This is a genomic window from Pseudoduganella rivuli (assembly GCF_009674485.1).
GTDB lineage: Bacteria > Pseudomonadota > Gammaproteobacteria > Burkholderiales > Burkholderiaceae_D > Rugamonas > Rugamonas rivuli_B.
On the sequence record NZ_WKJJ01000004.1, the window covers coordinates 413803 to 427344 of the forward strand.

Genomic DNA, 13542 nt, shown 5'->3' on the forward strand with positions numbered 1-13542 from the left:
CGTGCCGCGCCCCCCGCCGTGCGGTCACGCTTGCACGCCGTCGTCCCGCACGGAAAAACGCTTGAACAGGGTCGCGATGTCCACCACCAGTTGCGCATTGGGATAGCCCGGCATCGCCGCGGCGGCCAGTGCCTGGTCGCCGCAGCCGGTGGCGCGGAAGGTTTGCAGCACATAGTGTTCCACGCCCATCGCGGCCAGGCTGGCCGCCATCGACCGCAACGCGCGCGGCGGCAACAGGGTGGGATGCACCGTGGTGCGGCATTCGTAGTCGACGCCGCTGTCCAGGATCGCCCGCACGCAGGCTTCGGCCTGCGTGCCGCTGCCCGCCACCCCGGTCACGCCGGAATACGCGGCAAACGGCGCCTTGACGTCGAATCCCACCCAGTCCACCAGCGGCAGCACGGCTTTCAATCGATCGGGATAAATGCAGGCCGTGTGCAGGCCGATGCGGAAACCCAGCGCGCGCGCATCGGCGATCGCGCCGGGCAAGGCCGCGTCGGTGGTCGGTTCGCCGCCGGAAAAGACGACGGCGTCGAGCAGGCCGACGCGGCGCGCCAGGCGTTCCAGCAGCAGCGCCCACGGCAGCGGGCTGTGGCGTGGCCGCTGCTGCAGGTGCGGATTGTGGCAATAGCCGCAGCGCCACGCGCAGCCCTGCACGAACACCACGGCCGACAACTGGCCGGGATAATCGGTTGCGGAGAACGGAGTGTAGCCGCCGACGATGAGGGCGCCGCCTTCCATGTCAGCGCCGGCCCGAAGGCTGTTCGCGGAAGGCCACGCGTTCGTGGAATTCCCCCTTCTTGCCGGTGTTGAAGGAGGAAACGGGGCGATGGTAGCCCATCACGCGAGTCCAGATTTCACAGGGCTGGCGCTCGGAGTCGTCCAGTTTCACGGCGGCGGATAGCGGGGCGGGGCGTGCGGTCATCATATTCTCCTTCAGGTTTTTAAGGCTGGCGGCGCTCATGCCGCCGCCAGCTTGCGGGCGATCAGCTCTTCGTCACAGCGCGGGCAGAATGCGTGTTTTCCGCTCAGGTAGCCGTGCTTGGGGCAGATCGAAAAAGTGGGCGTGACCGTGATGTACGGCAGGCCGAACAGGGACAGCGCGCGGCGCACCAGCGTACGGCAGGCGTCGGCCGACGACAGTGCCTCTGTCATGTACAGGTGCAGCACGGTGCCGCCCGTGTATTTGCGTTGCAGCGCGTCCTGCTGTTCCAGCGCTTCGAACGGGTCGTCCGTGTACGCCACGGGTAATTGCGTGGAGTTGGTGTAGTAAGGCATGTCGGGCGTCCCCGCCTGCAGGATGGCGGGCCAGCGTTTGCGGTCCTCGCGCGCGAAACGGTAAGTCGTGCCTTCGGCCGGCGTGGCTTCCAGGTTGTACATGTGGCCCGTCTCGTCCTGGAACACCAGCAGGCGCGCCCGCACGTGGTCCAGCAGGCGCAGCGCGAACGCGTGGCCGTAGGCGCCGGCGATATCGGCCCCGCCGCCCGTGAAATTGCGGATCATTTCATTGACGCCGTTCACACCCAGCGTCGAGAAATGGTTGCGCAGGGTGCCCAGGTAGCGCCGCGTGTACGGGAACAAGCCATTGTCCACGTGGCGCTGGATCACCTTGCGCTTGATTTCCAGGCTTTGTTTGCCCAGTTCGAGCAAGCGGTCGAGCGCGGCCAGCAAGCCCGCTTCGTCGCCCTGGTGCAGGTAGCCCAGGCGCGCGCAATTGATGGTCACCACGCCCAGCGAGCCGGTTTGTTCGGCCGAACCGAACAGGCCGTTGCCGCGCTTGAGCAATTCGCGCAAGTCCAGCTGCAGGCGGCAGCACATGGAGCGGATCATGTTGGGCTTGAGTTCCGAATTGATAAAATTCTGGAAATACGGCAAGCCATAACGGGCCGTCATGTCGAACAGGCGCTGCGCGTTCGGGCTGTCCCAGTCGAAATCCGGTGTGATGTTGTAGGTCGGGATCGGGAACGTGAACGCGCGCCCCTTGGCGTCGCCCGCCATCATGACGTCGATGTAGGCGCGGTTGATCATGTCCATTTCCACCTGCAGGTCGCCATATGTGAAGGGCATGGCCTGTCCGGCGATGTGCGGGATTTCTCCGCGCAAGTCTTCCGGGCATACCCAGTCGAACGTCAGGTTGGTGAATGGCGTTTGCGTGCCCCAGCGCGATGGCACGTTGAGGTTGTAGATCAATTCCTGCATGCACTGGCGCACGGCCGCGTCGTCCAACCCGTCGTTGCGCACGTACGGCGCCAGATACGTGTCGAAGGAACTGAACGCCTGCGCGCCGGCCCATTCGTTTTGCAGCGTGCCGAGGAAGTTCACGATCTGTCCCACCGCGCTCGACAGGTGGCGCGGCGGGCCCGATTCGACCTTGCCGGGCACGCCGTTCAGTCCTTCGTTGAGCAGGGTGCGCAGCGACCAGCCGGTGCAATAGCCGGACAGCATGTCCAGGTCGTGGATGTGCAGGTCGGCGTTGCGGTGCGCCTGGCCGACTTCCGGCGGATACACGTGGTCCAGCCAGTAATTGGCGATCACCTTGCCGGATACGTTGAGGATCAGGCCCCCCAGCGAATAGCCCTGGTTGGCGTTGGCGTTGACCCGCCAGTCTTCGCGCCGCAGGTATTCGTTGATGGACGCTTCCACGTCGACCAGCGTGCGGGCATCCTGGCGCAAGTGGCGGTGCTGTTCGCGGTAGACGATATAGGCGCGCAGCGTGGCGCGGTGGCCCGCTTCGTACAGCGCCCGCTCGACCTGGTCCTGTACCTGCTCGACGTGCAAATCTTCAGGGTGGCGCAAGGTGGCCAGGTACATCAGCACCAGTTCCGTCAGCCGCTGCGCCAAGTCGGCGCCGAACTCGCCGGTAGCCAGGCCGGCGCGCAGCAGGGCGGAGTGGATTTTCGCCGCGTCAAAGGGTTGGATGGCGCCGTCGCGCTTGGCGATGCGGCATGGTGGGGATACGGCGAACATGCAGGCTCCTGCTAAATGTAGTGGTGTGATCGGTGTTTCATGCTAGGTACGGACCTGCCGTGCCGCCATCTGCGCATGCAAATCCTTGATGCGGATTAAGTCCGGGTTTTAATCCCAGTAGGCCGGCGGCCACGGCTGCCTGGTGACGGCCACCAGCACGATGTACAGCAGGGTGGCCAGCGCGGCCAGCAGCGCGGCGCGCCGCACGGCCGGCGCGCGGCCCCGTTTCAGGGCCACGGATCCGAGTACGATATACGCCACCAAGGCGCTCAATTTGGCCGCCAGCCACGGTTGCGTGAGCGGCGACTGGCCGCTCCACGCGGCCAGCGCCAATGCGCTGCCCAGCAGCACGGTGTCGACCAGGTGCGGCACCGCGCGCAAGGCGCGCGGCCAGGCCGCGCCGCGCCACATGAAGCCGCCGCGCAGCAGGAACAGCGTACCGCTGGCCGCCGCACAGCTCATGTGCAGCACCTTGAGCGCGTGGTAATCCAAGCTTCAGCTCTCGCCGATGACGTGGAAATCGATCAGCACTTCGCCCGGCTGGCGCGATACATAGGCCACCCGTACCCCGGCGCCAAAGTACTGGTCGATTTGCCGCAGCAGCGGAACCGGATCGTGGTCATTGCAGAAGCGCATGGTTTCACCGGGTTGCAGCGCCTGCAGCGCGCCGAAAATGGCGGCGTGGCGGAAGCGCTTGGCGATGCCGCGCGCGTCAAACGCGTACAGGCCGGAAGCGGTGGGGGTGGAACAATCGTGTGGCATGGTCAATCTCCTTGGTGGTTGAGGTGAAACGGTTATGCGCGCTGCCCGGTGGCGCCCGGGACCGTGGCGGTGGCCGGCCCGGGACGCTGGCCGCCGGCCCGCAGCAGGCGCCATGCGAACAGGGCCAGGAACAGCGTGCCGGCGGCAAACACGATGTCGCCGGGAACACGCAGCCAGACCAGTGTTTCCATGGTGGACGAGTGCACCACGTCGGCCGAGCGGGCGTACCACATGCCGCTGCTCACGCTGGCCCACGCCTGGTAGATCCCGGCCGGAACCAGCGACATGAAGACCATCATGGCCAGGCCGCCGTTCAGGCACCAGAACATCGGCGCCAGCAAGCGTTCCGGCCAGCTGTGCCGCGCGGACAGGCCGCGCAGGCAGAACAGCATCAGGCCGATGCCCAGCATGCCGTACACGCCGAACAGCGCCGCGTGGCCGTGGGCCGCCGTCATGTTCAAGCCCTGCATGTAGTACAGCGCCAGCGGGGTGTTGATGGAAAAGCCCAGCAGGCCCGCGCCGACGGTGTTCCAGAACGCCACCGCGACGAAGCACAGGATGGGCCAGCGGTAAGCCGCCACCCAGGGCGCCGCGCTGGTGCGCTTGTAGGTATGCCACGCTTCGATGCCCAGCATGGTCAGCGGCACCACTTCCAGCGCGGAGAACAGCGCGCCGATGGCGATGACGAACGTCGGGGTGCCCGTGAAGTACAGGTGGTGCAAGGTGCCAAGGATGCCGCCGAACAGGAACACGATGGTTTCCAGCACGATGGCGCTGTTGGCGCTGGCCGCGTGGATCAGGCCCAGGCGGGTGAACAGCAGCGCGATGACGGCGGTGGCGAACACTTCGAAGAAGCCTTCCACCCACAGGTGCACCAGCCACCAGCGCCAGTACTCGATCATCGAATAGTGGGTGCCTCGGTCCCAGGTCAGCGACGTCGCATAGAAGCCGCCGATGCACAGGGCCGACAGGAAGACCATGACGATCAGGCCGCGGGTTTCGTGCGGACGGCGCAGTGCGGGCCACAGCGCGCGGCCCAGCAGGGTGACCCAGAACAGCAGGCCGACGAACAGCAGCATTTGCCAGACGCGGCCCATGCTGGTGAATTCCAGGCCCTGGTTGCCCAGCCAGAAGGCAAACGCGCTGCCTTTGCCCTGCAGGGTGCCGAGCCAGCCGCAGGCAGTGGATCCGGCGACGATGAACAGCAGCGCGTAGAACAGCAGATTGACGCCCAGTTTCTGGTATTTCGGCTCATGGCCCGAAATGGCCGGCGCGATGTACAGGCCGGTGGCCAGCCACGCGGTGGCGATCCACAGCACGGCGAACTGGGTGTGGATGGTGCGGCTGACCACGAATGGCAGCACGTCCGCCAGCGGAATGCCGAAGAAGCTCTGGCCTTCCACCGCGTAGTGCGCGGTGACCACGCCCATCCCGACCTGGGCCAGGATCAGCGCCACCACCACGAAGAAGTATTTGCGGGTGGCGCGCATCGACGGCGTCACCTTCAGGTTCAGCAGCGGATCGGCCTTGGCCGGGGCCGGATCGGCGCTTTCCCTGATGCGGCCATGGGCAAACACCATGGCCGCGATCGCGCCCAGCAGCAAGATTACGCTGGCGATCGACCAGATGCCGATGTTCGCGCCGGGTGTGTTGCCGGCCAGCGGTTCGTGCGGCCAGTTACTGGTGTAGGACAGGCCTTCGTGGCCGGGACGGTCGGCCGCGGCCGACCACGCGGACCAGAAGAAGAATGCCGGCAGCGCGGAGCGTTCGGCCACGTCCGGCAGCGCGTTGGCGCGCATGGCGTACTGGCTGCGCAGCGCGTCGTAGCCGGGTTCCGTACTGAACAGCCCCATATAGTGGCGCGCCACCTGGTCGATGGCCTCGGCGCGTTCGGGCGTCACGACGATGGCGCCGCTGGCCGGGTCATAGGTATTGCCGCGCAATTCCTGGCGCAGGCGGGCGTCGAGCGCGGCTTGCTGTTCCCGGTTCAGCGTGGCATAAGGACGGCCATGGTCGCGCCGGGCCCAGATCTCGCGCAGCGCTTCGGCTTCGCGGTGCAGCCAGTCGGCCGACCAGTCGGGGGCGAGGTAGGAGCCGTGGCCCCAAACCGTGCCCAGTTGCTGGCCGCCGGCGCCCAGCCATGCCTGCTGTCCGCGCAGCACCTGGCCGGGGCCGAACAGGACGCGGCCGTCGGTACTGATGATCTGTTGGGGGATGGGCGGGGCGGCCAGGTAAATCTCCGAGCCGACCCAGCCCAGCACTGCGAACGACATGGCGCAGATGATTGCGAGCCAGGTCCATAGTTTGCGTGTGGCGTGCATGGCGTGGTTCCTGTTGTTGGTAATGAAAGGCATTGTAGGGCGGGGAAATAAAACATGCAGCACAAATATATGTTTAATTGATCCAGGTTATCCGGGCTAGCCGCCCTAGTCACTTTGGGGGAGTGGGCTAGCCAGTTTGCCTCGCGCGGCTACACGTCAGGCGTATGGTTGACGGGCCCGCCGCCGCGTACCCTGACCTCATCTGATAACACGCCAGGAGAAGCCAGGTGTCTACGAATAACAAAGCAGGAATGGTGCTGGCCAGCAGCACCTTTGCCTTCACGATCTGTTTCGCCATTTGGATGATGTTCGCCGTGCTGGGCATCCCCATCAAGAAGATGCTGGACCTGAATGAAACCCAGTTTGGCTTGCTGGCGGCGACGCCGGTGCTGAGCGGCGCGCTGGTGCGGGTGCCGCTGGGGATCTGGTGCGACCGCTTCGGCGGACGCATCGTGTTTTTCCTGCTGATGCTGGCCACCGTGCCGGCCATCTACCTGATCGGGCGCGCCACTGAATTCTGGCAATTCCTCGCACTGGGCCTGATGATCGGCCTGGCCGGCGGCTCGTTCTCGGTCGGCACGCCGTACGTGGCGCGCTGGTTCCCGAAAGAGCGGCGCGGCCTGGCGATGGGTATTTTCGGCGCCGGCAATTCCGGCTCGGCGCTGACCAAGTTCGTGGCGCCGGCCATCATCGCGGCGTGGGGCTGGCAGGCGCTGCCGACCGTGTACGCGGTGGCCATGCTGGCGACGGCGCTGCTGTTCTGGGCGTTCAGCGCCACCGATCCGTCGCACGTGAGCGCCGATACCACGTCGTTTTCCGAACAGCTGGCGGTGCTGAAAGATCGCCGCGTATGGCGCTATTGCCAGTACTACTCCGTGGTATTCGGCGGCTACGTCGGCCTGGCGCTGTGGATGACCAAGTACTACGTGGCCGAATACGGCTTCGACCTGAAGCTGGCGGCGCTGCTGGCGGCCTGCTTTTCGCTGCCGGGCGGCGTGCTGCGTGCGCTGGGCGGCTGGATTTCCGACCGCTACGGCGCCTACAAGGTGACGTGGTGGGTGATGTGGGTGTGCTGGGTGTGCTTCTTCCTGCTGTCGTATCCGCCCACGTCGATGATCGTCAAGACCGTCCATGGCCCGGTGCAGGTGGAACTGGCTGTCACGCCATGGATGTTCACCGGCCTGCTGTTCGTGGTCGGCATCGCGATGGCCATCGGCAAGGCGTCGGTCTTCAAGTTCATCGGCGACGAATTCGCCGGCAACATCGGCGCCGTATCGGGTGTGGTGGGCCTGGCGGGCGGCCTGGGCGGCTTCGTGCTGCCCATCATGTTCGGCGCGCTGCTGGACCTGACCGGCGTGCGCTCCAGCGCCTTCATGCTGTTGTACGGCACGGTCTGCGTTTCGCTGGTGTGCATGCATTACTCGTTCCGCCCGGGGGAAAAACCTGCGCAGGCCAACCCTCTCAAGTCCGTCCCCAGGGCCGCATGACCGTGAATCAGGCGGGAATCGACCGTGAATCAACCGTGAATCAACCGTGAATTAACCATGGAGCCATCATGAGCAAGTATTTGATCAATACGTGGGAACCCGAGGTTCCCGCATTCTGGCGCGCCAGCGGGCGCGATACCGCCAACCGCAACCTGTGGATTTCCATCCCGGCGCTGGCGCTGGCCTTTGCGGTCTGGATGGTGTGGAGCGTGGTGGTGGTGAACTTGCCGAATATCGGCTTCCAGTACAGCACCAACCAGCTGTTCTGGCTGACGGCGCTGCCGGGCCTGTCCGGGGCGACGCTGCGCATCTTTTATTCGTTCATGGTGCCTGTCTTTGGCGGGCGCAAATGGACGACGATTTCCACCGCGTCGCTGCTGATACCCGCCATCGGGATCGGCTATGCGGTGCAGGACGTGTCGACCAGTTATCCGACCATGCTGGTGCTGGCGTTGCTGTGCGGCTTTGGCGGCGGCAATTTCGCCTCATCGATGGCCAACATCAGCTTTTTCTTCCCGAAGGCGCAAAAGGGTTATGCGCTGGGGATGAATGCGGGGCTGGGCAACCTGGGCGTGTCGGCGGTGCAGTTCATCGTGCCGCTGGTGATCACGGCCGGCGTGTTCGGCGCCGTGGGCGGCGAACCGCAGACGGCCGTCAAGGCTGGCAAGACCAGCGCCATGTGGCTGCAAAACGCCGGCTTTATCTGGGTGCCGTTCATCGTGGCCAGCAGCCTGCTGGCCTGGTTCGGCATGAATGACCTGGCGTCGGCCAGGGCGTCGTTCGCCGAACAGGCGGTCATCTTCAAGCGCAAGCACAACTGGCTGATGTGCTGGCTGTATACCGGCTGCTTCGGTTCGTTCATTGGCTATTCGGCGGCGTTCCCGCTGCTGATCAAGACCCAGTTCCCCCAGATCGATCCGCTGCAGTATGCCTTCCTCGGCCCGCTGGTCGGCGCGCTGGCCCGCGTGGCCGGCGGCATGATCGCCGACCGTATGGGCGGCGCCCGGGTCACGGTGTGGACCTTTGCCGGCATGATCGGCGCCGTGCTGGGCGTGCTGCAATTCTCGCCCCATGGCGGCGACGGCGGCAATTTCACGGGCTTCTTCTGGATGTTCATGCTGCTGTTCGCGGGCGCCGGCATCGGCAACGCGTCGACTTTCCGCATGATTCCCGTGATCTTCATGACCGAACGCCAGCGCGCGGCCGCCGGCAAGCCGAAAGCCGTGCAAGACCAGGCCATCGTCGACGCCAACAAGGAAGGCGCCGCCGTGCTGGGCTTCACGTCCGCGGTGGCGGCCTATGGCGCCTTCTTCATCCCGAAAAGCTATGGCACCTCGATCGCGCTCACCGGCAGCCCGGATGCCGCGCTGTGGGCCTTCATCTGCTTTTACATGAGCTGCATCGCGCTGACGTGGTGGTGCTATGCAAGAAAGAACGCGGCGATGCCATGCTGAAGCACACGATGGACCGCAAGCCGATCAGGGTGCAGGCATTCCTGGCGCAGGTGCCGCTGTTCAATTCCCTGAAGGACGAGGAACTGGACCAGATCGCGCTGGGCACGACGGAAGTGCGGGCGCAGAAGGGCGACGTCATTTTCCAGCGGGGCGACCCGTGCGAAGGGTTCCACGTGGTGCTGTACGGCCAGGTCAAGCTGGCCTTCACGTCGGCGGGCGGCTCGGAGAAGGTCATCGAACTGATCGGCCCGGGCCACAGTTTCGGCGAAGCGCTGATGTTCATGGGCAAGCCGTACATCGTGACGGCGCAGGCCACGGAAGACACGCTGCTGCTGCACGTGGCCAAGCCGGCCATCTTCCGGGAAATCGAAGCCGATCCGGCATTTGCCCGCAAGATGCTGGCGGGCCTGAGCCAGCGCATGCACAGCCTGATGTGCGACCTGGAATCGTACACCCTGCGCACCGGAACCGAGCGGGTGGCGGGCTACCTGCTGCGGGGCGGGGCGGAAGAAGTCACGCTGCCGGTCGCGAAGTCCGTGCTGGCGTCGCGCCTGAACCTGACGCCGGAACATTTTTCACGGATCATGGCCGAGCTGGCGTCACGCCGCGTGATTGCCGTCAAGGGCCGCAAGGTGGCCATCCTGGACGCGGACGCGCTGGGCGCGTGCGCCGGCTAGGCGGCGGGAGGAAAGATGGAAGATATCGAAAAATTCGTGCAGGGTTTCAACCGTTTCCAGCAACAGTATTTCGCGGAACCGCATGGCTTGTACGACAGCCTGCGCGAGGGACAGCATCCGGGCACCCTGCTGATCGGCTGTTGCGATTCGCGGGTCGACCCGATGCTGTTGACGGGCAGCGATCCCGGCGACCTGTTCGTGGTGCGCAATATCGCCAACCTGGTGCCGCCGTGCACGCCGAACGCGCCGCCCGGCGTCAGTTCCGCGATTGAATTTGCCGTGTGCAACCTGGAAGTGGCGCGGATCATCGTGCTGGGCCATGCCCGCTGCGGCGGCATCCGCGCGCTGATGGCGCCGCGCCGGCGCGTCACGGAAACCGATTTCGTGGGGCGCTGGATGCACATCGCCGAACCGGTGGCCGAGCGGGTGCGCAAGACCCTGCCGCACCATACGGAGGAACAGCAGCACCGCGCCTGCGAAATGGCCAGTATCCTGCATTCGCTGGACAATCTGCTGACCTATCCGTGGCTGCGCGAGCGGGCCGAGCAGGGCAAGCTCAAGCTGCATGGCTGGTACTTCGACATCAGCACGGGCGCCCTGATGGCGTATTCGCCGCGCCAGCAACAATTCCTGCCGCTGGTGTGCCCGGTGTCCGGGCCCGCCATCACCGACCACCATGCGCACCCGCACCACCTGGAAACCACATGAATATTGCCAATTTCGACAATTTGCTGGCGGCCGCGCTGCTGCAGCCGAATCCGCAGCAATTGCTGTTTGTGTTTTGCACCGCCGATCCGGCGCCGGACGGCGGCGCCGGCCTGTCGCTGTCGCCGGTGATGTGCGTCGACAAGGCCGACCGCGACGTGCAGGGCTTTGCGCAATTGTGCGCGGAAGCGGCCGTGATGGACGCGCACTGGGATGTGGTTCTGGCCAGTACGCTGTCCGGCAGCGGCGGCCAGCCGCCCCGTCCGGAACAGTGCGACAGCGCGCTGCGGCGCATGCTGGCCTCGGTGCGGGGTGGTAATTTCAACAGCATGCTGGCGTTCGACCGGGCGGGCCGGCCCCTGGCGGCGGAAAACGCCTGACCGGAGCCGGTGGGGTGGCGGTGATATCAAAAGTGGTATCAATTGCAATAAAAAAGTAATTGGTAGTGCGGGGACTGGGCTGTCAATATTGCAACAGTTCAACTTTCTTCCCTGCCATGCGATCCCACCTTTTCCGCTTTGCGCTGCTGGCCCTGGTGCCGGCCGGCGGCGCGTATGCCGCCGACATCAACCTGGTGGAGCAGGCCAGCGAAGGGGGACTGGCGCTGCTGGCCATCCTGGCGCTGTCGGTCCTGATGCTGGCGGTATCGCTGGAACGGTTGCTGCATTTGCGCGTGCGCCATATCGTGCCGGCCGGACTGGCCGACGCCGTGCTGCCGTTGTGGCGGGCCGGCGACTTTGCCCTCGCCGAGCTGGAGCTGACGGGCCAGGACAATACGCTGGCCCGCGTCATCGCCTACATGGCGGCGCACCGCCACCTGGACTATGACCGCGTCAGCGCCGGCGCGGGCGATATCGCGTCGCTGGAATTGCGCCGGCACCAGCAAAAATTCTATGCGCTGTCCATCGTCGCCACGGTGGCGCCCATTGTCGGCTTGCTGGGCACCGTGGTGGGCATGATCGAAGCCTTCCACGTGATCGCCTTTGCCGATGGCATGGGCAACCCGGCGCTGCTGGCGGGCGGCATTTCCAAGGCGCTGGTCAATACCGCCGCGGGCCTGTGCGTGGCGCTGCCGGCGCTGGGCATGCACCACTTCTTCAAGCACCGCACCGCCTTGCTGGCGCTGACGCTGGAACAGGACGTCAACCGCCTGTTGCAGGCGTGCTTCCCGCCGCGTCCCGCCGGCCAGCCAGGTTTGCAAGTGGTGCCCCATGCGCATTGACCTTGGCCACGAGGAAGCGCCGGAAATCGGCCTGATCGCGCTGATCGACTGCATCTTCTTCCTGCTGATGTTTTTCATGGTGGCGACATCGTTCCGGCAGGACGAAGCGCCGAAGCCGGAAAAGGAATTGCCGGTGCTGCTGCCGGCCGCCCAGGCCAGCCTGGAGGCGCCGGGCGCCGCTGCGCCGCTGGTGCTGGCCATCGACCGCCAGGGCCGCGTCTATGTCGACGGCAGCCGGGTGACGGTGCAGGGCCTGCACGACGTGCTGAAACGCGAAGCGGCGCGCAATGCGCAGCGCCCGGTCCGCATCGATGGCGATGAACAGACGCCTTACCAGCACATCGTGCACGTACTGGACCTGTGCCAGTTCGAGGGTTTCACGCGCATCTCGCTGCATACACGGCAATGAGACTGCTGCAATTCATCCGGCGCTACCCGTATTGGGTGTTGTCGCTGGCCGTGCACGCGGCGCTGCTGGCGCAGCTCTATTACACCGGCTGGTACCTGCCCGAGCAGGACGTGCAGCAGCGCCGCGTGGCGGCCAGCAGCCGGGCCGACAGCCATGCCGCCATGCGCGCGCGGGTGTCGGACATGGAGCGTATCAAGGACTTGATGCGCGAAAGCCTGGGCGACGCGGCGGACGGCGCGGGGAACGTGCGTTTCGACGCCACCACGGCGCCGCCGGCGCCGGCCGACATGCTGGCCCAGGCCGAGGCGCTGGCGCGCGACATCGATGCGCTGGGCGCGCGCGCCCGCATCGATGCCAAGCCGGTTGCGCCCGGACCGGATGCCGGCCCCGTGGCGGACGCGGGCCGGGCGCAGCCGGCATTGCCGCCGCAGCAGGACCCCGCCGAAGCCCTGGCCGGACCGGGGCCTGCCCCGCAGGGTGACGCCGCTGCGGGTGCGCCGGACCGTGCGCCGGCGGGGACGGCATCGGCAGAGGCATCGGCGGCCTTAGCCGGCAAACCGGCGGGTAATGCTGCCGGCGAGCAGGCCGGCGCCCCTTCAGGCACGGCATCGGCCGCATCGGCCGCATCGGCTTCCCTGGCCGGCAATCCCGGCTCGCCGGCGGATGCGTCATCCGGCGCGGGCGGCGGAGCCGGAATCTCGGCGGCCGGCGCCGCGGCGCGGATCGCTTCGCTTGAACAGCGCGCCAGGGACGTGCTGGCGCAACGCCAGCGGCAACTGGAACAGGCCGGGCAGGGCAAACCGGGTAATGCGTCCACTGCCGGCCCCGGCGCGGCGCCGTCGGGCGTGGCGGCCCGCATCGCGACCTTTTTCAAGCGCAACGTCAGCGACGAAGGCTGGGCCAGCGGCAGTTACCGCACCACGGGCATGGAGCTGTTCCACCAGGGCAGCGGGCGCATGGCCCACGTCGACACGGCCGCCATGCGCAAGGGCGCCGGGCGCCTGCTGGGCGCCGGTGGCGGCCTGGCCAACCGCGTGTACGTGAACAGCTGGTACCTGATCGGGCCCTTCGCCGGCAAGCATGGCACGGGCATGTTCGAGAACGACAGCTTCCCGCCCGAGCAGGCCGTGGTGCTCGACGCGGCGTACCGTGGCAAGGACGGGCGCTTCCTGACATGGCGCTACGTCAAGGCGGCGGCCTATCCGCTGATCCCGCCCGATGCGCAGGAAGACAGTGTGTATTACGGCTACACGGAAGTGATGATGGACACGGAGCGGGAACTCGCGGTGTGGATCGGGGCCGACGATGACGCCCAGGTGTGGATCAACGACCAGCTGGTCTGGAAGGGCGGCAATGTCAACAAGCGCTGGTTTTTCCAGGAAATCTACGATACCGGCGTCGATTACAGCTCGGCCTACAACCTCAATGAAGGCAAGGTGCTGGTGCGCTTCCGGCGCGGACGCAACAAGCTGTTCTTCAAGTTGTCCAACGGCCCCACCCGTACCTTCTTTTCCATGGTGCTGGCGCCGGCATAGGCA

Annotated in this window: 14 protein-coding genes; 8 read left to right on the forward strand and 6 right to left on the reverse strand. The window is 66.0% G+C overall.

The window, feature by feature from the left end:
* Window positions 1-24: 24 nt before the first annotated feature.
* The 6 genes from GJ700_RS08740 to GJ700_RS08765 form a co-directional block, all read right to left on the reverse strand.
* A complete protein-coding gene (locus tag GJ700_RS08740) occupies window positions 25-741 on the reverse strand; it encodes an anaerobic ribonucleoside-triphosphate reductase activating protein (protein WP_154372679.1) in 717 nt (238 codons plus the stop codon).
* Between the two features lies 1 nt (window position 742).
* Entirely contained in the window at window positions 743-928 is a 186-nt protein-coding gene (nrdD, locus tag GJ700_RS35875; protein WP_154372818.1) for an anaerobic ribonucleoside-triphosphate reductase, read from the reverse strand.
* Between the two features lie 32 nt (window positions 929-960).
* Complete coding sequence (locus GJ700_RS08750; RefSeq protein ID WP_154372681.1) at window positions 961-2967, reverse strand: ribonucleoside triphosphate reductase; 2007 nt, start codon at window positions 2965-2967, stop codon at window positions 961-963.
* Window positions 2968-3075: 108 nt separating this feature from the next.
* Window positions 3076-3459, reverse strand: a complete 384-nt coding sequence (locus GJ700_RS08755; protein WP_154372683.1) for a SirB2 family protein — start codon at window positions 3457-3459, stop codon at window positions 3076-3078.
* A 3-nt stretch (window positions 3460-3462) separates the two neighbouring features.
* A complete protein-coding gene (locus tag GJ700_RS08760) occupies window positions 3463-3729 on the reverse strand; it encodes a DUF2249 domain-containing protein (protein ID WP_154372685.1) in 267 nt (88 codons plus the stop codon).
* Between the two features lie 32 nt (window positions 3730-3761).
* Window positions 3762-6050, reverse strand: coding sequence for a nitric-oxide reductase large subunit (locus GJ700_RS08765; RefSeq protein WP_154372687.1), 2289 nt, complete (start codon window positions 6048-6050; stop codon window positions 3762-3764).
* A gap of 251 nt (window positions 6051-6301) precedes the next feature.
* Here GJ700_RS08765 and GJ700_RS08770 point away from each other — a divergent pair, with 251 nt between their 5' ends.
* The 8 genes from GJ700_RS08770 (at window position 6302) to GJ700_RS08805 (ending at window position 13539) form a co-directional block, all read left to right on the forward strand.
* Entirely contained in the window at window positions 6302-7537 is a 1236-nt protein-coding gene (locus GJ700_RS08770) for an MFS transporter (protein ID WP_154372820.1), read from the forward strand.
* 68 nt (window positions 7538-7605) lie between these two features.
* Window positions 7606-8991, forward strand: coding sequence for a NarK family nitrate/nitrite MFS transporter (locus tag GJ700_RS08775; protein WP_154372690.1), 1386 nt, complete (start codon window positions 7606-7608; stop codon window positions 8989-8991).
* A gap of 8 nt (window positions 8992-8999) precedes the next feature.
* Window positions 9000-9668 carry a Crp/Fnr family transcriptional regulator gene (locus GJ700_RS08780; protein WP_154372823.1) on the forward strand — a complete coding sequence of 223 codons (669 nt, stop codon included), beginning with the start codon at window positions 9000-9002 and terminating at the stop codon, window positions 9666-9668.
* Window positions 9669-9683: 15 nt separating this feature from the next.
* A complete protein-coding gene (locus GJ700_RS08785; protein WP_154372692.1) occupies window positions 9684-10376 on the forward strand; it encodes a carbonic anhydrase in 693 nt (230 codons plus the stop codon).
* Window positions 10373-10753, forward strand: coding sequence for a hypothetical protein (locus tag GJ700_RS08790; protein ID WP_154372694.1), 381 nt, complete (start codon window positions 10373-10375; stop codon window positions 10751-10753). Before GJ700_RS08785 ends, GJ700_RS08790 begins: the two co-directional genes overlap by 4 nt.
* Window positions 10754-10869: 116 nt before the next feature.
* Window positions 10870-11595 (forward strand): MotA/TolQ/ExbB proton channel family protein, encoded by a 726-nt coding sequence (locus GJ700_RS08795; protein WP_154372696.1) that lies wholly within the window; start codon window positions 10870-10872, stop codon window positions 11593-11595.
* Window positions 11585-12004: an ExbD/TolR family protein gene (locus GJ700_RS08800; protein WP_154372698.1), complete on the forward strand. Its 420-nt coding sequence runs from the start codon at window positions 11585-11587 to the stop codon at window positions 12002-12004. The genes GJ700_RS08795 and GJ700_RS08800 overlap by 11 nt, the downstream gene beginning before the upstream one ends.
* A complete protein-coding gene (locus tag GJ700_RS08805; RefSeq protein WP_154372700.1) occupies window positions 12001-13539 on the forward strand; it encodes a hypothetical protein in 1539 nt (512 codons plus the stop codon). The genes GJ700_RS08800 and GJ700_RS08805 overlap by 4 nt, the downstream gene beginning before the upstream one ends.
* The last annotated feature ends 3 nt before the right edge of the window (window positions 13540-13542 follow it).

Bases quoted from the DNA above. Each gene is read 5' to 3' on its own strand.
- GJ700_RS08740 (WP_154372679.1), bottom strand. From the start codon at position 741: ATGGAAGGCGGCGCCCTCATCGTCGGCGGCTACACTCCGTTCTCCGCA.
- nrdD (WP_154372818.1), bottom strand. From the start codon at position 928: ATGATGACCGCACGCCCCGCCCCGCTATCCGCCGCCGTGAAACTGGAC.
- GJ700_RS08750 (WP_154372681.1), bottom strand. From the start codon at position 2,967: ATGTTCGCCGTATCCCCACCATGCCGCATCGCCAAGCGCGACGGCGCC.
- GJ700_RS08760 (WP_154372685.1), bottom strand. From the start codon at position 3,729: ATGCCACACGATTGTTCCACCCCCACCGCTTCCGGCCTGTACGCGTTT.
- GJ700_RS08765 (WP_154372687.1), bottom strand. From the start codon at position 6,050: ATGCACGCCACACGCAAACTATGGACCTGGCTCGCAATCATCTGCGCC.
- GJ700_RS08770 (WP_154372820.1), top strand. From the start codon at position 6,302: ATGGTGCTGGCCAGCAGCACCTTTGCCTTCACGATCTGTTTCGCCATT.
- GJ700_RS08775 (WP_154372690.1), top strand. From the start codon at position 7,606: ATGAGCAAGTATTTGATCAATACGTGGGAACCCGAGGTTCCCGCATTC.
- GJ700_RS08780 (WP_154372823.1), top strand. From the start codon at position 9,000: ATGGACCGCAAGCCGATCAGGGTGCAGGCATTCCTGGCGCAGGTGCCG.
- GJ700_RS08785 (WP_154372692.1), top strand. From the start codon at position 9,684: ATGGAAGATATCGAAAAATTCGTGCAGGGTTTCAACCGTTTCCAGCAA.
- GJ700_RS08790 (WP_154372694.1), top strand. From the start codon at position 10,373: ATGAATATTGCCAATTTCGACAATTTGCTGGCGGCCGCGCTGCTGCAG.
- GJ700_RS08795 (WP_154372696.1), top strand. From the start codon at position 10,870: ATGCGATCCCACCTTTTCCGCTTTGCGCTGCTGGCCCTGGTGCCGGCC.
- GJ700_RS08800 (WP_154372698.1), top strand. From the start codon at position 11,585: ATGCGCATTGACCTTGGCCACGAGGAAGCGCCGGAAATCGGCCTGATC.
- GJ700_RS08805 (WP_154372700.1), top strand. From the start codon at position 12,001: ATGAGACTGCTGCAATTCATCCGGCGCTACCCGTATTGGGTGTTGTCG.